Annotated in this window: 22 protein-coding genes; 13 read left to right on the top strand and 9 right to left on the bottom strand. The window is 47.2% G+C overall.

The genetic code is table 11. The features are described from left to right. Positions 1-7 precede the first annotated feature (7 nt). From ACTHRH_RS21230 to ACTHRH_RS21245, 4 genes are all read left to right on the top strand, one after another. On the top strand, positions 8-904 hold the full coding sequence (locus ACTHRH_RS21230; RefSeq protein ID WP_144941956.1) for an NUDIX hydrolase: 897 nt from the start codon (positions 8-10) through the stop codon (positions 902-904). Beyond that, complete coding sequence (locus ACTHRH_RS21235; protein WP_144941954.1) at positions 904-1,464, top strand: NADAR family protein; 561 nt, start codon at positions 904-906, stop codon at positions 1,462-1,464. The genes ACTHRH_RS21230 and ACTHRH_RS21235 overlap by 1 nt, the downstream gene beginning before the upstream one ends. Positions 1,465-1,679: 215 nt before the next feature. Beyond that, positions 1,680-2,228, top strand: a complete 549-nt coding sequence (locus ACTHRH_RS21240) for a GrpB family protein (RefSeq protein ID WP_440417558.1) — start codon at positions 1,680-1,682, stop codon at positions 2,226-2,228. 135 nt (positions 2,229-2,363) lie between these two features. Then, positions 2,364-2,567 (top strand): YdeI/OmpD-associated family protein, encoded by a 204-nt coding sequence (locus ACTHRH_RS21245; protein WP_440417560.1) that lies wholly within the window; start codon positions 2,364-2,366, stop codon positions 2,565-2,567. A 62-nt stretch (positions 2,568-2,629) separates the two neighbouring features. On the opposite strand, the gene ACTHRH_RS21250 is transcribed toward ACTHRH_RS21245, so the two are convergent. Then, positions 2,630-3,286, bottom strand: a complete 657-nt coding sequence (locus tag ACTHRH_RS21250) for a pentapeptide repeat-containing protein (protein ID WP_440417562.1) — start codon at positions 3,284-3,286, stop codon at positions 2,630-2,632. A gap of 272 nt (positions 3,287-3,558) precedes the next feature. Here ACTHRH_RS21250 and ACTHRH_RS21255 point away from each other — a divergent pair, with 272 nt between their 5' ends. The 4 genes from ACTHRH_RS21255 (at position 3,559) to ACTHRH_RS21270 (ending at position 6,801) form a co-directional block, all read left to right on the top strand. Further along, complete coding sequence (locus tag ACTHRH_RS21255) at positions 3,559-3,915, top strand: hypothetical protein (protein WP_144942003.1); 357 nt, start codon at positions 3,559-3,561, stop codon at positions 3,913-3,915. Positions 3,916-4,191: 276 nt separating this feature from the next. Then, positions 4,192-4,698, top strand: a complete 507-nt coding sequence (locus ACTHRH_RS21260; protein ID WP_144942005.1) for an RNA polymerase sigma factor — start codon at positions 4,192-4,194, stop codon at positions 4,696-4,698. Then, a complete protein-coding gene (locus ACTHRH_RS21265; RefSeq protein ID WP_379288745.1) occupies positions 4,688-5,728 on the top strand; it encodes a DUF4179 domain-containing protein in 1,041 nt (346 codons plus the stop codon). Before ACTHRH_RS21260 ends, ACTHRH_RS21265 begins: the two co-directional genes overlap by 11 nt. A 308-nt stretch (positions 5,729-6,036) precedes the next feature. After that, a complete protein-coding gene (locus tag ACTHRH_RS21270) occupies positions 6,037-6,801 on the top strand; it encodes a DeoR/GlpR family DNA-binding transcription regulator (protein ID WP_379288768.1) in 765 nt (254 codons plus the stop codon). Positions 6,802-7,073: 272 nt separating this feature from the next. Here ACTHRH_RS21270 and ACTHRH_RS21275 read toward each other — a convergent pair whose 3' ends face one another. Beyond that, positions 7,074-7,634, bottom strand: coding sequence for a dihydrofolate reductase family protein (locus ACTHRH_RS21275; RefSeq protein ID WP_440417565.1), 561 nt, complete (start codon positions 7,632-7,634; stop codon positions 7,074-7,076). Between the two features lie 209 nt (positions 7,635-7,843). Then, entirely contained in the window at positions 7,844-8,515 is a 672-nt protein-coding gene (locus tag ACTHRH_RS21280) for a DUF4097 family beta strand repeat-containing protein (RefSeq protein WP_144942011.1), read from the bottom strand. A gap of 245 nt (positions 8,516-8,760) precedes the next feature. On the opposite strand from ACTHRH_RS21280, the gene ACTHRH_RS21285 reads away from it, so the two are divergent. The 3 genes from ACTHRH_RS21285 to ACTHRH_RS21295 are packed head-to-tail and all read left to right on the top strand — an operon-like array spanning position 8,761 to position 10,366. Further along, on the top strand, positions 8,761-8,910 hold the full coding sequence (locus tag ACTHRH_RS21285) for a hypothetical protein (RefSeq protein WP_186328534.1): 150 nt from the start codon (positions 8,761-8,763) through the stop codon (positions 8,908-8,910). A gap of 27 nt (positions 8,911-8,937) precedes the next feature. Beyond that, entirely contained in the window at positions 8,938-9,720 is a 783-nt protein-coding gene (locus ACTHRH_RS21290) for a MerR family transcriptional regulator (RefSeq protein ID WP_379288742.1), read from the top strand. Beyond that, positions 9,710-10,366 carry a GAP family protein gene (locus tag ACTHRH_RS21295; RefSeq protein WP_379288740.1) on the top strand — a complete coding sequence of 219 codons (657 nt, stop codon included), beginning with the start codon at positions 9,710-9,712 and terminating at the stop codon, positions 10,364-10,366. The genes ACTHRH_RS21290 and ACTHRH_RS21295 overlap by 11 nt, the downstream gene beginning before the upstream one ends. 8 nt (positions 10,367-10,374) lie before the next feature. Here ACTHRH_RS21295 and ACTHRH_RS21300 read toward each other — a convergent pair whose 3' ends face one another. The 3 genes from ACTHRH_RS21300 to ACTHRH_RS21310 are packed head-to-tail and all read right to left on the bottom strand — an operon-like array spanning position 10,375 to position 13,253. Continuing rightward, entirely contained in the window at positions 10,375-10,980 is a 606-nt protein-coding gene (locus ACTHRH_RS21300; protein ID WP_379288738.1) for a response regulator transcription factor, read from the bottom strand. Continuing rightward, entirely contained in the window at positions 10,977-12,101 is a 1,125-nt protein-coding gene (locus ACTHRH_RS21305) for a sensor histidine kinase (RefSeq protein ID WP_379288736.1), read from the bottom strand. Before ACTHRH_RS21305 ends, ACTHRH_RS21300 begins: the two co-directional genes overlap by 4 nt. Before the next feature lie 18 nt (positions 12,102-12,119). After that, positions 12,120-13,253: a DUF418 domain-containing protein gene (locus tag ACTHRH_RS21310; protein ID WP_144942013.1), complete on the bottom strand. Its 1,134-nt coding sequence runs from the start codon at positions 13,251-13,253 to the stop codon at positions 12,120-12,122. Positions 13,254-14,062: 809 nt separating this feature from the next. Here ACTHRH_RS21310 and ACTHRH_RS21315 point away from each other — a divergent pair. Then, positions 14,063-14,884, top strand: coding sequence for an ion transporter (locus ACTHRH_RS21315; RefSeq protein ID WP_379288734.1), 822 nt, complete (start codon positions 14,063-14,065; stop codon positions 14,882-14,884). Positions 14,885-15,034: 150 nt separating this feature from the next. After that, positions 15,035-16,498, top strand: a complete 1,464-nt coding sequence (locus ACTHRH_RS21320) for a protein adenylyltransferase SelO (protein WP_379288732.1) — start codon at positions 15,035-15,037, stop codon at positions 16,496-16,498. Between the two features lie 258 nt (positions 16,499-16,756). Here the strand turns inward: ACTHRH_RS21320 and ACTHRH_RS21325 are convergent, their stop codons facing one another. The 3 genes from ACTHRH_RS21325 to ACTHRH_RS21335 all read right to left on the bottom strand — a co-directional run bounded on the left by ACTHRH_RS21325 (position 16,757) and on the right by ACTHRH_RS21335 (position 21,363). Then, on the bottom strand, positions 16,757-18,259 hold the full coding sequence (locus tag ACTHRH_RS21325) for an ATP-binding protein (RefSeq protein WP_440417569.1): 1,503 nt from the start codon (positions 18,257-18,259) through the stop codon (positions 16,757-16,759). Then, positions 18,237-19,916, bottom strand: a complete 1,680-nt coding sequence (locus tag ACTHRH_RS21330) for a sensor histidine kinase (RefSeq protein WP_440417571.1) — start codon at positions 19,914-19,916, stop codon at positions 18,237-18,239. The genes ACTHRH_RS21325 and ACTHRH_RS21330 overlap by 23 nt, the downstream gene beginning before the upstream one ends. Positions 19,917-20,154: 238 nt before the next feature. Next, complete coding sequence (locus ACTHRH_RS21335) at positions 20,155-21,363, bottom strand: multidrug effflux MFS transporter (protein ID WP_440417573.1); 1,209 nt, start codon at positions 21,361-21,363, stop codon at positions 20,155-20,157. Positions 21,364-21,898 lie beyond the last annotated feature (535 nt).

Raw genomic sequence — 21,898 nt, forward strand, 5'->3', positions numbered from 1 at the left:
GAGGCTGATGGATATTCTGGATCGCGACGGCAACGGATTGACGGAACGGGAATTTCTGGAACGGTATCGGGCGGGGGATTACGAGCGTCCCTCGGTGGCGGTGGACATGGTCATGTTCACCGTTACGGAGGCCGAGGAGAACAATTACCGCAAGCTCCCGGAGAAGGAGCTGAGGGTTCTGCTTATTCAGCGGGGAGCGCATCCTTTCTTGGGCAAATGGGCGCTTCCGGGCGGCTTCGTCCGGTCCAACGAGACGACGGAACAGGCTGCGGCGAGGGAATTGTACGAGGAAACCGGCGTAGATAACGTATATCTGGAGCAGTTATATACGTTCAGTGATGTCGGACGGGATCCCCGGACTTGGGTCATGAGCTGCAGCTATATGTCGCTAATCAACAGCGGCCAAGTGCAGTTGAAGGCGGGGGATGACGCTGTCGGCGCGGCCTGGTTCAAGGTGTCCTATCGGCTTCTGCGCGAGCGCAAGGAGCTGATCGAGGGCGGATATGTCAAAGCGCTGCAGTACGAGCTCAGGTTGAGCTCCGATCACGGGGAGCTGACTGCCGTAGTGGAACGTACGGTGACGGCAACGGAAACCTCGACCGCAACGTCTTACACCATCGTCTCCAACGATGGGTTGGCTTTCGACCATGCGAAGATTATTGCTTATGCCATCGAGCGGTTGCGGGGCAAGGTGAATTATACGGATATTGCGCTTCACCTGATGCCGAAGCTGTTTACGTTAACGGAGCTGCAGCAGGTATATGAGGTAATTTTGGATAAGGAGCTGCTGAAAGCCGCCTTCCGGCGCAAAGTGGCCGATCTCGTAACGGAAACGGATCACTATACCGAGAATGCGGGCCACCGTCCATCCCGCTTGTACCGAAGAAGACTGGAGGAATTATAATGATATACAATATCGAGGATTTACGAAATGCTTATCTTGCAGGGCAAAAATTTAAGTTTCTGTTGTTCTGGGGCCATACGCCGTCGAGAGACGGAAGCATAGATAAAAGCTGCTTAAGCCAATGGTGGATGAGCCCGTTCGTCGTGGAGGGAACAGAGTACTCCTGTGCCGAGCAGTACATGATGGCGGAGAAGGCACGGCTATTCCGGGATGACGAGATGTTGGCCGCCATCCTGCAGGCCAAGCATCCGAAGGAGATGAAAGCCTTCGGGCGTGCGGTAAGAAACTTCGACAAGGCCGTCTGGGACAGCCAATGCTACGCGATAGTCAAGCAGGGCTGCTTGGCGAAGTTTTCGCAGAATCCCCAGCTTGGCAATTTTCTAAGATCGACGCAAAACCGCATTTTGGTAGAGGCCAGTCCGCGAGACCGTATCTGGGGAATAGGGATGGGGCCATCCAACCCGGACGCGGAGAATCCAATGAAATGGCGGGGGCGTAACCTGCTGGGCTTCGCACTGACCGAAGCGCGCGACGAGTTATTTTCGAAAGAAGGGGAATGACATGGATCGAAAGAAAATGGCTCAGGAGCCTTGCGGATCCAGCAGCAGGGCTTCTATTAATATGATGGGTGCCGGTTGGATTTTGCCGCGGCGCAGAGCTATTCGGAGGTAACAGCCATCTGATCGCTCCCGAATGATTGACAAGACAATAATCAGATGATACTTTATCAAAACATTCTTTTGCACTTGATATCACTGAAAAAGGGGGAGAAACAATGTCCGGCCAAAATCATTATGTAGTCAAAGTAGTTCCTTACAGCACTGAATGGCCTCAGCAATTTGAGAAAGAGAAGGACCGGTTGCTTGAAATATTGGCCCCTCACACCGCTACCCTTGAACATATCGGCAGTACTTCTATACCCCATCAAGACGCAAAACCAATCATCGATATGTTTGCGGCCGTGGACACTTTGCTTAAAGAAACGGTCTATGAGGACTTGCTTAACCATTTGGGTTACCGCTATATTGAAACAGGCATGACCGGGCGTCATTTATTTGTAAGAGAGCTCGCAGGGACTCGTACGCATCATTTGCATATCCTGCCGATCGAAGGATTTTATGAAAGAAATGAACTGCTATTTCGCGACTACCTCCGGGCTCATCCTGATTTAGTCCAGGAGTACGGTGAGCTTAAACGTGTATTGGCTGAACAGTATCATTCAGATTCTGAGGGCTATACACGAGCAAAAACTGCCTTTATCCAACGTGTTGTTGACCTGGCACGAACAGAACGAGGACTTCCTCTTCAAGATGTATGGGACTAATTGTAATGAACAGACGTGCCTTTCCTATCCACTTTTAATCGAATGGGAGGTAGTGTTGTCGGTTTAAAAGCGGATGAACGAAATAAAAATCGCACCTCCTCCAAACCTAGTCAAAGCGTCGACGATTATCTTGCCATGATTCCGCATATAGAGCAAGATTTGCAGGATAGCCCGGACTTGCTTGCCTTTTATCAATCGCTCACACCGGGGTATCGCAAGGACTGGGCCCGATATGTGTATAGTGCGGTACAGGAGGAAACAAAAGTAAAGCGGCGTGCAGAAATGAAGGCGGTTCTGGCTGCCGGGTATAAGAGTATGGATCTCTATCGAAGAAGATAATCGAAGAAGATATCCCGGCGAGGCTGACATTCTCCTCAGCCCAGATTCGCCAATGCTGGCGTTCAAGAATCCTCCTTAACAATGAGTCCGAACAATGATGCAAATAGGTAGGCTTGTTCACGGGTAATGATACAGCCTTGCAAATCTTCCACCCCCACGCCTAACCCATTGAACTGACAATCGCTTAAGTCGATTCCGTTCAGCTTGGTACCCGACAATTGAGCCTGGTCCAGGTTGGAACGATAGAATTCAATTTTATGTAATTTAGAGTAGCTAAGATCGGTATGACACAAAGAACTATCCTGAATGATCACTTGCTTGGTATTGCAAAATCGGAAGGAGGCGTAATCGGCTATACATTGATCAAAGAGGACATTCCGCAATGTCGAACCGGTTAAATGAATGCCGATCAATTTGCATTCTTGGAATACGGTTCGATGAATGATGGCTTCGCTGAAATCAACATTGGATAGATCGCACTTTTCAAAGATGACATCGGTCAGTTCCACGCCTGTCAAGGCGCATTCTGTAAAGGTGACTTGTTTGAAGATGATTTTATCGAAGGTCACTTTGTGATCTGTCAGCTGCTCTATTACGCAGTTTTGTATGATTCCCATCTCTACAAAATCATTCAATTGGATATCATCCGGTGTCAGTTCAGATAGTTCATTCGGAATAATCGGCGGTTCGATTTTCATTGCTTTTTTCCCGCGGCTCATTGGAGTGTTTTCCCCCTTCAAAAAAGGAACATTAGTTCCTATTATAGGCGAACAAGATGGGACGTGCAAACGAGGTTTAATGTTTAGAAAGAATCGGCACTGGTATCCTCGATTTTCCAAGCATGATATGATAGTGGCGGTACAGTACAAGTTAGTCGGATTCGACACCAGGCTATTTCAGAGTGTTTGGAAGCTCAGAATAACGCGTTATGAGAAATGCTGTGAAGTTATAGGATAGACCTGATAATAAGCAGAGAAAATGGGGGATTCAAATGACACTACATGATCTGTTTAATGAAAAACCGACAAAATTATGGCGTGAAAGAATGATTGAAGATGAGGATGAAGATGACTTCTATACGAAAGAGAGCTTATTAAGCTGTGATAAAGTTCTGGACGATTACTTAAACCAATTAGTATCGCTGCAAGAGAATAGGAATCCGGAGAAGATCATGAAGGCCGTAGAAGAAACTATACTTGCCCTAAATGATGTGAATGATGAGCATGATTATTTTATTGAGACAAGTGAACGGGAAGAATTGGCCGAATTTATTGATAAGGCGGCCAGGCTAGCCGGATTAGAGATTGAGGAAGGCCATGATATTACGCTGGAATGGAGAGAATGGTAATTCTTATTTAACCTGAATTTTAACTCGAAGAGTCATAGTACTTCTCAATTACACTACATCGATAGAATTCACATGAGGTTACATCCAAGTACCGGTCAAAGTCCCAGAATTAGAACAAGAAGGCCTCCAAAACCACTCTAAAGGTGGGATTGAAGGCTTTTGTTGTTCCATGAAATTCTGACTGGAGCGGGGACTGAAAATGATATATAGAAAAATAATACCGGGCAATGGGATATTTTCGAGTCGGCCATCGTGTTGTATGTAGGAGGCGAAAAGATGGAAAACAATTCTTTATTGCGTACGGATAAAGAATTGGCCGAACTCTATCAACGGCATGCGGATCTAGTTTACAGGCTGTGCTACATCTATTTGAAAAATCCCGTTGATGCAGAAGACGCTGTTCAATCTGTATTTCTAAAACTGATCAAAACACAAATCGTATTCAATGACCATGAGCATGAAAAAGCGTGGTTGACGGTAGTTACCCGAAATTACTGTAAAGACATTCTGAAAAATTGGTGGAAGACCCGTCGTATCGCTTTAGATGCTTTACCGGAGGTTCCAGCTTGGAATGGCGATGTGCCGTCGGGGCAGGTGCTGGCCAGACTGCTTTCACTTCCGGAGAAATACAAAACCGTATTATATCTTTATTATTTTGAGGAGTACTCCGTTAAAGAAATCTCGGAGATGTTGGGCCGCAAAGAGAGCACGGTCCAGACGCAGCTGTCCAGAGGCAGGCAGCGCCTTAAAATTAACCTGGGAGGGAATTTCCTTGAGGAATAGAAGTCATATTCATCAGCTCTTCGAAGCTCTTGCGCCAAAAACGGAGCAAAAAGAAAAGATGCTTCAAAACATTTTAGTGCAAAGCCGGAATGAAAAGATAAGGCACAGAGGATTTGCTCCCGTGAAACGCTTAAGATCCGCCGTGCTGGCTGCGGTGCTGATGGCTGGGTTAACGACAACCGCTTTTGCAGCGGCGTATATGGGATTAGATGAAGCCTTCCTAAAATTTCTTAATCCGGTAAATCATGAGCAGGCACAATATTTGTCAAACGGCGCTTATGTAGTTGACAAGCAAGTGACCAACGAGAATGGGACGCTTACCATTAAGCAAGTGATCGGCGACAGTAATCTGACCTATATTTTAATGGATTTTTCTGCGCCAGAGGGTACGGTATTAGACGCAGCGCGGTATCGCTTTTTGGATAACGACATAACGACAAGGCAGAACTTTCAAAGCGTAGGATTTAAAGCCCTCGATGATGGCAACCGAAGTGACAACAAAATTAGCTTGGTTATGAGTGTCATGACGAGAAATAGCATAGCCGGCCAAAAAGTTCACTTACGGCTCAAAGATTTACAAGCAGCCGATCCGCTTCCGGGGATTTTCGAAACGATCATACCGGGGACTTGGGAAACTGAATTTAAATTGGATTTCAAGGACTACTCCACCCTTTATCCGGTCAATCAAAACATTACCATGTACGGATATGAGGCCGTGTTAAAATCGATCTCGGTCTCACCCATTTCGATTACTTTAAAAGTGGATAGCAGCTACTTGGAAGAAATTAACGAAGCTGCCGGCGAATTAAAGGAAATTGGAGACAATAAACATTTAGATAACTTTCCCATCACGATAAACTATGCAGACGGCACCTCAGAAACGACGGCTATTTTTTCCGGATTATATTTGTCGGAACATATAAGTGAGCAAATCCTTATGATCAAAACTTTTGAAAATGTAATCAATGATAAGGAAATTGCTTCGATCGTATTTTTCGATAAAGAGATTCCGATACAAACGGGCCGGTAATGCTTGAAGGTGATGGCACTAGGCGAACCGGCAACCGCAATAACAGAGCAATCGAGAAGAAATCAAGAAGGGCCAATTATGTGACTTCTAAGACCTTTGGTCTTAGAGGTTTTTTTATATAGAAAAAACCAGGTAACGAGCCGTCCCTTCTCCGTCCCTCATTATAAAACAGCACAAAACGGAAAATATGTGGATAAATATTCCTCATTTTTGTTCAAAAATGGAATAAAACAGAATATAATTGAATTATACTAGGTAAAAAGATGAGGAAAAGGGAGCGAAAGGGTATGGTGCAGGAAGAGTCAAGCATGTTTGCCGAAGAGCGCAGGGAGAAAATTCTTGCTTTATTGAATCAGGAGAAGCGGGTATTTGCCAAGGACTTGGCAGAGAGGTTCCAGGTCTCCATTGATTCCATTAGACGGGATCTGTCCATTATGGAGGAGCAGGGCTTGCTTAAGAAGACTCACGGTGGCGCAATACCACCTGCGAAGGTTCGGCAGTCCCCTCCGCCTCCGGACCAACGTTACGGTGACGGAACGCCGCAAGGCAACGCAATTGCTAAAATAGCGGCATCCTATATTCGTGAGAACGATACTGTATTTATCGGCAGTGGCTCTTTATCGTATGTATTGCTGAAGTACTTGCCTGATCAAATGCCCCTTACGATTGTTACTAACAGTATGCGGGTAGCCGATGTGCTAAAGGAACGGGATTGGGTCGACACTTATTTAATCGGTGGCCGAGTCAAGCCGTCCGGTAATATTACGGATGTTCTTGCTAACGAATTTGTTCGTCAATTTAAGTTTGACATCAGCTTCATCACGGGGGGCGGGATCTCAGAAGAAGGAGTATTTGTAGCTACCCCGGAAGTAGGGGCATTCGGGAGAGCGGTCGCTCAGGTATCCCGCCGTCGCATTGGAATAGCCACGCATCATTCCCTCGGAAACGATGGATTCGCGAAGGCCGGACGAATCGAGGATTTAGACTTGTTAATTACAGACCAGGACGCTGATCCGGAAGCTATTGAACGCATTGAGGCGCTTGGCGTTAAAGTGATCGTAGCCCAGTTGTAGTGCAAAGGGAGCGCCATTTTTTTCGAAATTTGTTCCCATAATTTGCTCAAATGGAAATGAGAAAGCCACTTCATTGTAGGAGTGGCTTTATTTTTACGTGGAGAAAAGGCAACTGAAATAACAGAGCAATCGAAAAGAAATCATAGGCTGCTCAATAAGCAAAAATCAACATCAAAGCGATACAACAGGCCTATGAGGGTAGACGTAGAAGGAGAAAAATATTCCCGAGAAGATCATGAAGGTGTTGTAAGAACAGGGCAGGGCGAGTTCACTTATTTTTGATAGTACAACCCAACTACCCCGTTCTCGTATGTTTTACTGCTGCTTAAGTTCATGGAGAATTGTTTATTGGCAAGAGCGAATAGTTTCTCGCCTTGGGAAACGACCACAGGATGAACGAGCACCCATAGATCATCAAAGAGATCATTTTGAATGAATAACTGCCACGTCTTTACTCCGCTCTCCACAGAGATTTTTCCCGCAGTGTTCTTTAGATTCATGATTTCGCGAGCGAGAGATTTATCGTCCTTGGCTATGATTTGCTGAGAATTCCTCCATACCAGATTCACTTCCGAGCGGGAAATGACCACTTTAGGGATATCGTTTATGCGCTTGGCTATCGCTTGTTCGAGGGGGGTTTTGGAAAATTCCTCTGCGTTTTGCCAATGCTGCGCCAATGAGGAATAGGAGTTACTTCCTACGATAATCGTTTCCACCGTATTGTAGTATTCGTAGTAATCTTCGAAAATTTCCTCACTTAATGTCATCCACTTATCCTCGTTTGAGACGATGCCGTCCAACGACATTTGCATAGTCATAAGAATTCTGCCCATTTCTTAGCCTCCCCGATATAATCTTGAATTTTACAATTTGCCTGCCTGCGGATTATCTAGATATTACCACGCAGCATTGTTGAACATTTCTTCTCGATTGCTCAATGCTCATTTTAGGCATTTGACTGGAAGTATGGTTAAGAAATATGAGAGGTGTGCAGGCATTGCATGAATAAAGACAGATCAATGGTTCCGCCGTGACGTTGCTGCTATTGCACGGTTATATCGCCGGAAGTAGTGCTGATATCTACTTCATACGTTCCTTTTCCCGATTTTCCGGAAATTTGGCCACGACTTTGTTTGGAGTCATTCTGTATAGGGATAGAAACAATGTATTTCCCGCTCCCGGTCTTGGCACGAAGATTAAGATCCGGTTCGCTGGTGTTTAGCTTCAATTGAATATTGCCGCTTGTGGTCGACACATGGACATCACTGTGGAATTGGGCAAAATCAAGAGAAACATTGCCGCTCTTGGTATTCACTTCAATGTGATTATTCTCGAATTGGGTGGCCGTCACGCGGCCGGAAGAACTGTTGACGAAGATTTTTCCCTCATATCCCGAAGGAATCCGCACCAGAAGCTTGGGCTTTCGTCCGATACGGGCTAGGGGGCTCTCGACTCTTATATTTATTTCATCCGCATCTTGAACGGAGGAAATACCGGATTTGACCGCAAGACCCCATTTTTTGTCGTACCTTATTTCCATGTCGTCGATTTCCGCACTCTCCAGTTCTATAGCGATACTTCCGCTATCAATATGGATAGCAGATGAATCATTAAGCGGAATGCTTTGAATATCTTGTTCATTAGCGCCCTGATTACAGCCCGATAGGACAAATATAAATAAAAATGTCATAAAAGGTATGAGTAACTTTTTCAATCGAAATCACCTTTCTTTAATATAGAATTGAGTTTCCAGTCAGGACCGCCTGAAGCTCTTATGAGCATTATAAAAGATGACGTTACGGAACTATCAATCCCATAGATTCGGATTACCTCTTGAAAGTGACGCAGCGTCATTTTGTATAATGAAGCCGACGATGAAGCTCCTCCTGATTCTATTCGTGAAATCCGCCAAATCGGGAAGCCGGGAGGAGAAGAGATCAATTACAAGGGGATATAGTTATGAAATCAGGCGATATCATTATTTATGCATGTGTCATAATAGGGGCAGGGATCGGACTTATGCTCGGCCAAGCCTTGCCCGGAGTTCTGGTCGGACTGGGACTGGGTTATTTAATTAAATATGCTGTATCCAGGGACAAGGAAAACTAGGATGTCCATCGCAGGAGGTGCCCGTGCTTGATTCATATCAAAGAGGTTGCGAAACAGACGAAGATTACAGTCAGGACACTTCGATACTATGACCAGATCGGATTGCTGGCGCCCTCATCCAAGACGGAAGGGGGACATCGTCTATATACGGAAGAAGATTTAAAGAAACTCCAGTACATCCAGTTTTTAAAAGAATTGGGCTACGGCTTGCAAAACATTAAAGAGATGTTGGCCGACCCTGACTGGAACTGGTCGATTAGCTTGGAAAAACAGTTAGTCTATATCATGGAAGAACAAGCAAGATTGCAGAAAATAGAGTCATCCCTTCGTGAACTGATTAACGGTATAGCAGCGGAAGACGGGAATGAAAGTCTGGCCATCCGGAAATTAATCCAGCTATGGAATCGCAATAAAAAAGGACGTCGAGCATTCAAGGAGAGCATGTTTAACGATAGGGAAGTGGAAAGTTGGGCAAAGCTCCCCAAAATGAACGGTGATGACCCCGATTCCATGGAGTGGATTGCTCTGTTAGGCCAGATCAAACGGTATATGTTGAAAGACGATCCCTCCTCGCCAAGGGTACAGAACATCATCCGGCGGATGCTGGAAAAACAGGTAGAAGATTTCGCAGGAGAAGAGCAATTTATCAATAAGCTATGGGAGTTGAGAAAATCGCCGGAGCAATCGGAAGAGCTCGGTCTCTACCCAATAGATCAGGAAGTTCTCGAATATATGGAGCGAGCCTATGATATATACGCTGCTTCCCTGCAAGATTCCGCCCGGAGTAAGGAGGAAACTCGTGAATCTTGAAATGCTGCTTATGATAGGGGGACTAGCCCTGTTAGACACACTCAGTCCGGCAACTCTAGGGGTAACGGTCTATTTGATGTTAACGGAGAAAGAGCGGTTAAGTTCACGCTTAATGATCTATTTGGCCACAGTCGCAGCTTTTTATTTTTTAGTGGGCATTGCCTTTATGTTGGGCATGGATGCCTTACTGGGTGCCTTCTCCTCCATCTTGCAGAACCGTATCGTAAGCTGGGTTATGCTGATTATCGGGGGGATTCTATTTATAGCAAGCTTCTACTATCCCAAGAGTAAAAGCTCGGATTTGCCGAGGCCGAAGTCTGCAAGGATATCCTCCATGATTGCGCTTGGGTTCGCCACATCGTTGGTTGAAGTGGGCACGGCGTTTCCTTATTTTGCTGCCATTGGTCTTATGTCGACCTCAAATTTGGCGGTCTATCAGTGGCTCCCGATTTTAGCCGCTTATAATTTGATTATGGTGCTGCCGCCGTTCATCGTGTTTGTACTGCATTTATTATTGGGGCGCGCCATGCACAGACCGTTGGAGAAGCTCCGTCTTAGGCTTGCACGGCATTCGGGATCGGCGGTTTCGTGGATTATGTGCATCGTCGGGCTGATCCTGATATTCAATAGCCTGGATTACCTGTAGGAAAATCGCTATAGCCATCCTTTCTCCTCGGCAATATTGACGGCCTGCTGCCTCGATTCGGCTTCAAGCTTCTGAATGGCGGAGGATAAATAGTTCCTTACGGTTCCTTTCGTCAGGAACAGCTTCTTGCTGATCTCGCTTGTCGTCATTCCTTCCTTGGTCAGTCGCAGCATTTCGATTTCCCTTTCGCTCAGCGGGTTTTCCTCTTTCATGAAGAGAGCCGCGGCCAAATCGGTGCTGATCACCCGTTCTCCTTTCATGACCCGGCGGATCGCTTCGATAAGATAATCAATCGGCTCGTCCTTTAGTAAGTAACCGTCCACTTGGGCATCGATAGCTTTCTGCAAATAGCCTGGCCGGGCGAAAGTGGTGACAATCATGATCTTGCAGGGCAGGTGCGCCTCTCTTATTTGCTCGGCTACATCTAGACCGCTTGCGTAAGGCATTTCAATGTCCAGTACGCAAACATCGGGTTTAAGCCGCTGAACCGCTTCCCAGGCCTGCCTCCCATCGGGCACTTCGGCCAATACCTCAATGTCCGACTCAAATTTCAACAACGAGGCGAAGGCGCCGCGCAGCATTTGCTGGTCTTCTGCAATAACGACTCGAATCATGATGCCGGGTTCCCCTTTCTATGATGATGAAGCGGAAGCTTCAAGGAAATCGTCGTTCCTCCGTGAGGCGAGTTGCTCACCATGACGGTTCCATGAAGAGCCTGCATCCGCTCCTTCATTGATTGAATTCCGTTCCCCAGTTTCCCTTCCACTAGACCGACCCCGTCATCCGTTATATTTACGCAGTAAATATGGCCCACGGTTGCCAACGTTACAGAACATCGCTTGGCTTGGCTGTGCTTGACAATATTCGTCATCGCTTCCCTGACAGAGAGGGCTATCATCGTTTCTTCCACACTGGATAACAGCGGAGGCTTCCCTTGCTCCGCAATTTCAAGCTCAATCCCCGCTGTATGGAGCAGCTTCCCGGAATGTTCCAACTCACTGGCCAGAGAGATGAATTTCATTTCGGAAACAAGCTCTCTCACCTGTCTCAGGGCGATTCTCGATGTAGCCAGAATATCCTTCAGCTCTTCCTTGGCCTGCCGGGGATCCTTATCCACCCATTTGGCGGCCAGCTCGCTTTTCAATTTAATCATGGTTAGAGTTTGTCCGAGAGTATCATGAAGATCTCTCGCTATGCGCTGCCTTTCCTCCTGTTGGACATATTTCTCAAGCTGTTGGTTTGCTATATCCAGCCTGCCCTGCAGGTTTTTTGTCTTTCGGATGATATAAACGATGATCGGAAAGATCATTTGAATAATCATGATCGGAAGCAGGATTGAACTCCACAGTGAGGCAAGGCCATCATTTTCCTTCAAAGGAACAATGGTAAACATAAGAGCTATCGCCGCGATTCCAATGGCAATATGCCACTTAGACTTCGACTTTCCAAGCATGTCGGCGAAGATAAACCCGAACAGCAGGATGCGGGGACCGATATACATTCCGATCAGAGTTAGAGTGGCAATGCCGGCCAGAACCGCAGCCAGAAGATACCGGTCCCGAAACCAGAGCCCGATATAGAATGAAGCGAGGAAGGCCGTCAGAAGAATGAGGCTTCCCGAGAGACTCGGAGCGGAATCCGAACTCAAGACGATATAAAACAAAAATACGATCGAGACCACATCTATTATCAAATAACTCTTGATTTGATCTCTCGGATAGAGCTTACTGATCATCAACAGCCTCCAGTTGCGTTATCTGGGCTCGAAGATTCCTGCCGCATGTTTGCGGACCGTCTCCATAGGCCCGAGCCTGAAGACGCGAAGCCATACGGATGCAAACCATATCTGGAACAGGGAAATGCCGAACCAGATCGCAATAATTGTCAGGGAATTCAGCTTGCCGCCAAGGGCCAAGCCCCAGCCATAGAAAAGAATGGAAGAGATTATATTTTGCATGACATAACAGCTTAAAGACATTTTTCCGGCATTTTCAAGACGGCGCCACAGCCCATCCCATTTCCTATATTGTACCATCTTCGCTATGGCTGCTATATATCCAATTGAAAGCAAGGGGGCAAATAAATAGCGGACAGGCAAATCAAATGCGCCTCCCGGGACAAAAATCAGCAGGTTCAAGGGCAAGCCGATATACAGTCCTATTTTTAGCAGCTTGCCGCGCAGTTTTCGGCCGTTCTCATCCTGGGAGAAGACCCCCGATCGCATGAAGCGGACACCGAGCAGAAATAAGAATAGATTCATGGGAATGACGAAGATGGTTTCCAGTCTTAGCACAAGAAAATTGGACAGCCGGTACTGGATTTGCTCTACCCAGGTGCCGTCTTTGTACAGGGCGGTCACTTCGACAAAACTGCCCAAGGACATATTGGCATCTACCAGGCCAATCAGCAGTATCCCCAGGATGCAGACAGCGTGGATGCTTCCGATCACCTTCATCGTTATGGAGATCAGACGGTCGCCGCCTTTGACGATGAAGGCTGCAATCATGGCCGTCAAGCCGTAGCTCATCAAGATGTCATACTCTATCACCAGGATGAAATGAAGCAAGCCTTCCATGAATAATAACAAGGATACCCAGAGGTAGACTCCCGGCCAGGCTTTCCCTTTGCGCATCGCCTGCCGATATTTTAGTTCCAGTCCCACTCCAAACATGATCGTCAACAAGCCCAGCAGCTTGCCGTTCACAAGGAATAACACGATCATCCGGATCAGATCGTCGGCTCCCCACCAACCCGAATGATCGAACGTTGTCAGATAAGCCAGATCTCCCAAATGTGCGAATATCCAGATGTTCGTCCCCAAGGTTCCCAGAATGGCAAACCCTCGCAGGATGTCCAGCAGGCGGATTCTTTCTCCACGTTGTTCCATATCCTTCACTCTTTCTCTTTGAATTAGCGTAATTTTATTGTAGCTAGGATAAGAGAGAGGGAACATTCACACCTGTAAAGAGTTAAATATGACACGTGTCATGTTCAAGGCTTGAAAGGAGATTAGGTATAAATGCAGAATTAGTTTATTAGGCCGATGGCAATAGCAAAAATTCGTAGAGATTGATGCAGTACAGACCAATATTGTGGATAAGGATGGAAATCTGCGATTCAACTGGAAGGGGGCATTTCGTCGCATTAAATGGCGGTCCTCACTTCAAGTTCACAGAAGCGATCTACTTTGAAAATCCGTCTATTTTCATTTACTGCTGGTGCCGTGTAAACGGAATGGCGCGTCTAACTGGATTTCATACAGTTAGTTTGCATCTCTGGCGCGAAAGACGGAAACTAAGTGGAAATACTACAGCTAGTTTGTACAAAAAAGGCGATTTTGGCAAAAAGCCCGGATTCTAAATGTAGTTTTTCCATTTACTTTAATCACTTTCCACCATTAGCTTGAATTTACCTGCATAAAATACAGTTAGATCATCTTCATCCTCAAAGTAATTGATTTTCTATTTGTGTAACACATATATTGGAGATTCAGGAAGGTCACGATTTAACGCTGGAATGGAGGGAGTGGTGACTCATCGTTATCCGCATTTAACTGCTTAAGAAGATTAGAGTGAAGAAGAAGGAGTTTCAAGGGAACATGTAAGGGTTAAAGGGAAACAGCACGATTCACCAGCAAAGGAAGAAGGCAGTTAAATAAAATTGCAAATGGACGGAAGGGGAACGTGGTCTACGCGCATGGCAAACAATCATGAAAGAACGAGTACTAATGCAGGATCACTCAAGACAATCATCAGACAACTCGTAGAGCATAGGTGGTTTCAGCTGACTATAATAGGCATCATCGTATTGAACGGCCTTATTATCATTACGGAGACGTATTATACCGGAAATCGTCTATCGATGATCTTGGATAAAATCATTGTTTGGATTTTTGTGATCGAAATGCTGCTTAAACTCATAGGTCTTGGTATCAAGCGGTATTTTTCCGACAGGTGGAACCTGTTTGATTTTACTATTGTCGCAGGAAGCCTGATATTTTACTCGACGCCTTTCGTAAGTGTGTTGAGGCTTATCAGGGTATTGCGTTTGATAAGAATGATTCCGGCGATTCCCGCAATGCGCAAAATTATAGACTCCTTAATCAAATCGATACCGGCTCTAACAGGCATTCTGGGGCTGACCTTGTTGATTTTTTCGATTTACGCCATTATAGGAACGACTTTTTTTAGAGATGTGCTTCCCTACGAGTTTTTTGGCAGTTTTCATACATCCCTGTTCACCTTGATGCAAGTTGTGACCTTCGAATCGTGGGCAAGTCAGGTGGCCAGGCCGGTTATTAATGAGATTCCGTGGGCCTGGACTTATTTTATTTCATTTATCATTATCGGCGCCTTGGTCATATTAAACCTTGTCGTTGCCGTTATATTGAGCTATTTGAGTCAAGAGGACGATGTCATTCGCAAGGAACAGATAGACCGGTTGTATACAGAAAATCAGGAGTTAAAGAGAGACATTCAAGAAATTAAACGATTGCTTATGGAAAGGAATAAACTTTGAGATTCCCGATGGCATAGGTTGATTTCAAATCGTACAAATGGAACATGTCGTTCCCGTTCGTTTTTTTTAAATATTATAATGTCCACGATTATTATTCACTGTTACAGCGTAAATTAAGATATCAAATGTCAAAAGGAAAAGGAAGATTCAATGACAGTGAACACAACAGGTTGGAACTTCGATAATAGTTACGCTCGTTTGCCGGAAAGGTTGTTCTCTAGGCAAAAACCGACTCCTGTACATTCGCCGGAGCTGGTCATTTTCAATGAGCCGTTGGCGGCATCTCTTGGTTTGAATGCCGAGGCATTGCGAAGCGAAGAGGGTGCCGAGGTATTTGCCGGTAACAGGATTCCCGAGGGCGCGGAGCCTCTTGCGCAAGCTTACGCCGGGCATCAATTCGGGCATTTCACCATGCTGGGGGACGGACGGGCTCTGCTGCTTGGCGAGCAAATAACGCCTTCCGGAGAACGGTTCGATATTCAGCTCAAAGGTTCAGGTATGACGCCATACTCCCGTGGGGGAGACGGCCGTGCGGCATTGGGGCCGATGCTGCGTGAATGCATCATCAGCGAAGCCATGCATGCGCTGGGCATTCCGACCACCCGCAGTTTGGCAGTGGTCACAACTGGTGAGACGATTCTGCGTGAAACGGAGCTGCCGGGTGCTGTACTGGCCCGCGTGGCTGCCAGTCATATTCGCGTCGGCACTTTTCAATACGTGTCGAGATGGGGCACCGTCCAAGATCTCCAAGCCCTTGCGGATTATACTTTGCAGAGGCATTTTCCGGTTGGCGATGCTGTTCCGAATCGCTATTTATTTCTGCTGCAGGAAGTGATTAAGCGGCAAGCAGAGCTGATTGCCCAATGGCAGCTCGTTGGTTTTATTCATGGGGTGATGAACACGGATAACATGGCCCTCAGCGGAGAAACGATAGATTATGGGCCTTGTGCCTTCATGGATACCTATGACCCTGCAACGGTGTTCAGCTCTATTGATACTCAGGGCCGATATGCCTATGGCAATCAACCGTATATAGCGGCTTGGAATCTGGCCAGATTTGCCGAAGCTTTGCTGCCTCTGCTGCATGAGGACGAGGATGAAGCGGTGAAATTGGCTCAGGATGAGATATCGGCTTTTACCGGACAGTTTCGCCGGAACTGGCTCGCAGGAATGAGGGCGAAGCTGGGCCTCTTTAACGAAGAGCCGGAGGATCAAGCCCTGATTGAAGACCTTCTTGGCATGATGCAGAAGAATGGCGCGGATTACACGAATACCTTCCGTGCCTTAACTTTCGGTAAGCTGGAGGATACGGGCCTTTCCTGCAGCGCGGATTTTGATCCATGGCATGAGCGGTGGCAGGCGAGACTGGGCCGGCAGCAGGAATCCGAGGACTCCTCGCGCCAGCTGATGCGAAGCAGCAATCCCGCGGTCATTCCCCGCAACCACCGGGTGGAAGAGGCGTTGGAAGCGGCGGTGGAGGAAGGAGACTACAGCGTGATGGAGCGTCTGCTCGATGTTCTGTCGGACCCCTATAAGCACTCCCCCGAACAGGCTGAGTATGCAGCGCCGCCTGCGCCGTCCCCCCATCCTTACCGCACTTTTTGCGGTACCTGAAAGCTTGTTATAAAGCGGTTATATTACAATAACGGGCGCCCATTCCAGGGCGCCCGAAATTTTATACGTGGGGCTATTAGAGCAGCGAAGTAGTTACTGCGGAAGCGGAAGTGTAGGTCCTTTTTTTGGGCTAAACACGCGCGACGCATGGTTATAAAAGCAATTGTGCAGGTAAATTGAGCGTCTTTCGTTCTATTCTGGAAAAACGGCCGGATTCAAAGATCCTTTGCTTGTCTTGGGGTCATGCGTCTTATTCTGTTAAATGCTCCTCTTATTATGGCTGTTCGGAATGACGAACGATATCGAGGTCCCCTTATTCGGCCGGCTGACTATCATCAGCCCTTCGCCGTACAATTGAATCAATCGTCTATTGGTATTGGAGATCCCGATTCCACTCTTCCCCTTCATAGACGGATTGAGCAGTTCATTGATCTTGTCCTGCTCCATCCCTTTGCCGTTATCCTTAACTTCAATAAGGGTACCGTCGTCTTGGCGGGCAATCCGGACATGGACCGTACCGCCTTGATTTCGGCTCAGGATGCCGTGTCTGACGGCATTCTCGACTAACGGCTGAATGGAAAGGGGCGGCAGAAGCAAGCTGATGTCATGCTCCAGCTCCCAGACGACGGACAGTCTATCCCCGAACCGTTCTTTCTCAATATATAAATAGGCTTCGACCAGCTCCAGTTCATGGGAAAGCTCAACCAATTCGCCCGTATTAAGATAATCGAAGCTAATCCGTAAGAAGGACGCGAATGCATCGCCCAGCCTGCGCATCTTCTCTGCATCAATGTCGCTTAACGCCATGAGCGAATTGAGCGTGTTGAACAGAAAATGAGGGTGGATCTGCGCCTGCAGATAGGCAGCCTCCATGCGCAGACGCTCGTTGATCGATTGCTTGAGCGTGATCAAGGCCCGGATTCGGTATTTGAGTTCCAGAGCGTCTACAGGCTTCGTCACATAATCGTTGGCTCCCGACGAGAATCCGGTGTAGATGTCGGCAGGCTGACTGCGCGCGGTCAGTAGCAAAATCGGCAGCTCGGATACGGAGTAGTGCTCTCTTACCTTCTGCGTCAATTCGTAGCCTGACATATGCGGCATCATGACATCGGCAATCAATAGATCCCATTGCCGGGTTCCCAGCAAATCCAGCGCCTCCCGGGCTGAGTGGGCTGTCGTTATATTGTAGGGCTCGGTCGAAAGAATTCCAACGAGTACGTTCAGATTGACAGGGTCATCATCCACAGCAAGAATATTCACTTTCCCCTCACTCAGCAGCGGTGGAACCCGGACGGTGGCAGCCCATTCGTCCAGGGCTCCATTCGGAACAATGAATCCGGCGGTACCGGCTGCGGCTCCCTCCGTCATCTCGTGAAGAGCAAGAGAATCTTGCGGCAAGGGGAGATTTGACACGGAAGTTAGCGGCAGGTCAAAACTGAATATGGACCCTTTACCCGGCTCGGAGCGAACGGTAATTTGGCCGCCATGAAGCTCGACCAACTGCTTGCAAATGCTTAACCCCAGTCCCAAGCCTCTTCCGTCACTAATTCCATACGCCCCTTGTTCATAAGGGAGAAATATATGCGCCTGAGTCTCTTTGTTCATACCGACCCCGGTGTCGGACACATGAATGACGGCACGCTTGTCCCGCGATTCAGCGGAAACGGAGATGGTCCCTTCCTCCGTGTATTTGACGGCGTTATGCAATAAGTTATACAGAATCTGCACAAGCCTCTTCTCATCGGCCATGACCGGCGGCATGGATTCGGGGATATCCATACGCAGTTTGGATAGGCTTGCCTTCCGTCATGAATTTCAGCATGGCGATAACGCCCGGTACGACCGATTGAATCCGCAATGGCTCCTGCTGCAGCACAATGCGGTGCTCCCGAAGCCGCGCCACATCCAGAAGCTCGCCGAGCATATGGGACATGCGGCGGCTTATCGTTATAAGCAGCTCCATATCTTTAACGCTGCTTTCATTCATTTGGTGCTTCTCTTTCGTGACAACGGTTTGCGCGATATTTATAATCCCGTGCAGCGGCGTTCTCAGTTCATGTGAAGTATTGGCAAGAAATTGGTCCTTCAGCTTGTCGGTTTTTCTCAACTGCTCGTTTAGCAAGGCGTTCTCCCGGGAGTTGCGGATATATTTCTTAAACCAATAAGCGGAAAAACCGGTAATCGCCGCTATGATATCGATTGGATAATAGACAGCGGTAATGTTTTTAACATAATCCACCAAGCTCCATGCCAAGCTGGTGATAATCCCTGCTGCGGTTAACAGCAAGAAAACGATGTCCTTGTCGGCCTGCTCTTTGAAAATCATTGTGCCGACAATATAAATAAACCAGGCAAATGGAGTTAAGTAAATAACGGTGAAAATGTTTAATTCAACGATTCCATATACCCATGAGACCGGTGCAGCCGCCATGAATCCTGACAGGACGACAAGGGCCGCAGTGTATGCGCGCAGCCAAACATTTCCCAGCGAATTCGCATGAAATCTTCTGAAAAGAAGAATAAACAGGTTTTGCCATAGGAGGGAGATTAGTTTGATCTTTACCGCCCATGTGTAATTGATCGGCAGCCATAGCAGCAGTATGTTATCATGACCAACCAGAATAGCTGTCCCGACGGACAGCGTTAACAGGCTTGTAATGAGAAGAGCCCGTTCTTGACGATTGAATAAATAGAGAATACAAGCATACAAACCGTGAAGCGCTAAAATAACAAAAGTCACTAGCTGAAAGCCGATAGAATACCATCGCAAGTAATCAATCGAAGCCTGGGAGCCGAACAAGACGGAATGCAGGATACCGCCGTTGTATGGATCGTCAAAGTTAGCCACCCGAATAAGCACATCAATCTCCGTTGTGCCTTCCACAGAGTAAGAGGCCGTGTAGGAGACATTCCAGGGCAGATAGTCCTTAGCGTCAGTGGCTAGCTTGCCGATTTCGGCCTCCACCTGCTCGTTTATTTCGACGGCGGATGAGGCTTGAATTCCCCGAAGCCAGAACGCGACGGGCTGTTGCAGCGGATCGATTAGAATGCGCAGCCGGTAGGTTCCATATCCGTACGAGGAACCGGAATCGTTATTCTGTACGCTTCCCCAGTCTCCCGGAACCTGAATAGGAAGGAACTGGTTGTCCGCTGACGGTATATCCTGATGAGACAGAAATTGGCCGGGGTAGAACTGCCATTCGCCATCCAAATAGAAAGAAGGGGAATTATCCAAATCTATCCCCCGCAGATCAAGTAAGCCGCCGACGGGGCGCGGGTTCTCCGATGCGTCAAAAAGCCCGGACCACGTCCAGCGCAGTCCGAAGAGTGCACCGAGAAAGAGTATAACAATCGATATATATGCAAATCTTTGAGTAATTTTATTGAATATTCGCATCATACCGAAGACATTCGACATAAATATTGATTAATCCTTCAATTTGGTGAGGCGGTATTTTTTTCACATGGATATGTAAATGTTCACGGATGCCCCCGCGACCGTTATAATGGGTGGGCCATAATTAAAAATTAGAGTTCCATGACCAAATAACGAGGCTGCCGTGGAAAAACGATCGGCAGCCTCATTTAAGCTTCGGCCAGCTTGCTCGCGCATGACTTCGCAGATTATGCCGGCATTCTATTTATTATCGTGCCTCTTACGTCCCCGAGAACGGTTCATACCTTCGTTCATGGCTTGCCAACCTATGACTTACAAGGGCCATAATTACCGCCAACACGAGAAAATACATCGGCATCGTTAATAATGAACCATTATGAAGATAACTCATGCCGCTCGTAATCAGGCTGACAACAAGGTAGTAACCCAATCCGAAAATGGCCCCGGCTGTACCCAGTACATCCTTATAATGGATGAGCGCCAAGCTTAGACAGTTGGGAATAGCCATTCCGATCCCCAGCAGGAGAATAAAGATGCAGGCATCCATTAAAGCGAGGAAGGGCATATAAGGGGCCATTTTGCAAAGAGCGAGACCCATAAGACATGCCGCCCCCAGGGTGGTAACCATGGAGCCGATAAGGATGATTCGCTCCGCTTGGAGCCGGGTTAGCAGTTTTTTCGACAGCATTGCACCGAATATGGAAGCCATGGCCACGAAAATGCCCAAAAATCCAAACAGGCCGGGCTTCATCTGAAAAAATTCAATAAAAATAAACGGCGCCTCGGCATAGTAGCTGAACAGGATTCCGTTGGTCGCGCCTATGAGAAAACCAAAAGCCCATATTCTGCGATCCGCAACGAGACGCTTAGCTACCGCAAGGGTATGAATCTTTGTAGCCGCGGTAACTTTGGTCTCCGGCAGAGAAACAAACGTGTAGATAAAGATGGCCCCGCTCATCACAACAAGAACGATGAACACTGCCCTGAATCCAAACCCTTGGTCGATCCATCCTCCAATTAATGGCCCGATGGCCGGAGTGAAGGCAAGGGCTGCAGAAATTTGGGCAAAGACCGCATGGCGTCGGGCTCCGTCGATACTTTCCCGCAGAATCGTTTGGGTCACCACGGAACCGGTGCTGGCGCCAAAAGCTTGTAGAAATCGGCTGGCCAACAGCCATTCCGCCGAGTCCGACAAGGTGCAGCCCAGGCTTCCTGCTCCATAAACCAGGATTCCCCAGAGCAAAGCGGGCCGCCGCCCTATGGAATCAGACAGCCTTCCCCAGCAAAATACGCCCAAGGCGAAACCCAGGAAGTAAATACTGAGCGTCAATTGGATCACGTTGCTGCTGGCATGCAGATGATCGGCTATATCCGGTAGTGATGGAGTGTAAATCGTTTCGCTAATTTGCGGAAAACCAACAAGGACAATTAACAGCAATAAGGATGGTGTTGAGATTTTTCTTTCCACAGCTATTCCCCCTATCATTCAAAAATCTCAATTAGCTTGGAAAGAAATTACGGAATAGGGGGTTTGCATTTAGTCAATCTGGTAAATGAAAGCATTCGGGTTCACCTTTTATTTTTATAGGGGGAAATATACCAAGCATTATATCAGGCTTTCGGGAGTTTTGTCATTGTTTGCCGGGAAGGCTGGTGGACATTACTTTAGTAGGGAGCCTATCGGTGATGCTGGCGTGGTGCCGATTCAGCGGCATAGCAGGGGGGACATGACTGCATTTTCGCCTGGAAGGAAGCGATCTAACTGTATTTTATGTAGGTAGATTGAAGCAAACGTCGTAAAGTGAGATGGCTAACTGGAAAAACTACACTTAGAATCGAGGTTTTTTACTGATAACGCCCTTTTTGTCCAAAATAAATGGAGTTTTTCCATTAAGTTTTAATTTTTAGCCCCGAGGAAGCAAACTAACTGTATAAAATCCATTTTAGCCGATCCCTGTCGGGACCAACGAATGCTGCCAATAATGATCAGCTATAACAAAACT

The organism is Paenibacillus sp. SAFN-117 (genome assembly GCF_051966115.1).
GTDB classification, from domain to species: Bacteria; Bacillota; Bacilli; order Paenibacillales; family NBRC-103111; genus Paenibacillus_L; species Paenibacillus_L residui.

What these genes read in the sequence shown, in the direction of transcription:
- ACTHRH_RS21230 (WP_144941956.1), top strand. Translation starts at nt 8, where the DNA reads ATGGATATTCTGGATCGCGACGGCAACGGATTGACGGAACGGGAATTT.
- ACTHRH_RS21235 (WP_144941954.1), top strand. Translation starts at nt 904, where the DNA reads ATGATATACAATATCGAGGATTTACGAAATGCTTATCTTGCAGGGCAA.
- ACTHRH_RS21240 (WP_440417558.1), top strand. Translation starts at nt 1,680, where the DNA reads ATGTCCGGCCAAAATCATTATGTAGTCAAAGTAGTTCCTTACAGCACT.
- ACTHRH_RS21245 (WP_440417560.1), top strand. Translation starts at nt 2,364, where the DNA reads ATGATTCCGCATATAGAGCAAGATTTGCAGGATAGCCCGGACTTGCTT.
- ACTHRH_RS21250 (WP_440417562.1), bottom strand. Translation starts at nt 3,286, where the DNA reads ATGAGCCGCGGGAAAAAAGCAATGAAAATCGAACCGCCGATTATTCCG.
- ACTHRH_RS21255 (WP_144942003.1), top strand. Translation starts at nt 3,559, where the DNA reads ATGACACTACATGATCTGTTTAATGAAAAACCGACAAAATTATGGCGT.
- ACTHRH_RS21260 (WP_144942005.1), top strand. Translation starts at nt 4,192, where the DNA reads ATGGAAAACAATTCTTTATTGCGTACGGATAAAGAATTGGCCGAACTC.
- ACTHRH_RS21270 (WP_379288768.1), top strand. Translation starts at nt 6,037, where the DNA reads ATGTTTGCCGAAGAGCGCAGGGAGAAAATTCTTGCTTTATTGAATCAG.
- ACTHRH_RS21275 (WP_440417565.1), bottom strand. Translation starts at nt 7,634, where the DNA reads ATGGGCAGAATTCTTATGACTATGCAAATGTCGTTGGACGGCATCGTC.
- ACTHRH_RS21285 (WP_186328534.1), top strand. Translation starts at nt 8,761, where the DNA reads ATGAAATCAGGCGATATCATTATTTATGCATGTGTCATAATAGGGGCA.
- ACTHRH_RS21300 (WP_379288738.1), bottom strand. Translation starts at nt 10,980, where the DNA reads ATGATTCGAGTCGTTATTGCAGAAGACCAGCAAATGCTGCGCGGCGCC.
- ACTHRH_RS21305 (WP_379288736.1), bottom strand. Translation starts at nt 12,101, where the DNA reads ATGATCAGTAAGCTCTATCCGAGAGATCAAATCAAGAGTTATTTGATA.
- ACTHRH_RS21310 (WP_144942013.1), bottom strand. Translation starts at nt 13,253, where the DNA reads ATGGAACAACGTGGAGAAAGAATCCGCCTGCTGGACATCCTGCGAGGG.
- ACTHRH_RS21315 (WP_379288734.1), top strand. Translation starts at nt 14,063, where the DNA reads ATGGCAAACAATCATGAAAGAACGAGTACTAATGCAGGATCACTCAAG.
- ACTHRH_RS21320 (WP_379288732.1), top strand. Translation starts at nt 15,035, where the DNA reads ATGACAGTGAACACAACAGGTTGGAACTTCGATAATAGTTACGCTCGT.
- ACTHRH_RS21325 (WP_440417569.1), bottom strand. Translation starts at nt 18,259, where the DNA reads ATGCCGCCGGTCATGGCCGATGAGAAGAGGCTTGTGCAGATTCTGTAT.
- ACTHRH_RS21330 (WP_440417571.1), bottom strand. Translation starts at nt 19,916, where the DNA reads ATGTCGAATGTCTTCGGTATGATGCGAATATTCAATAAAATTACTCAA.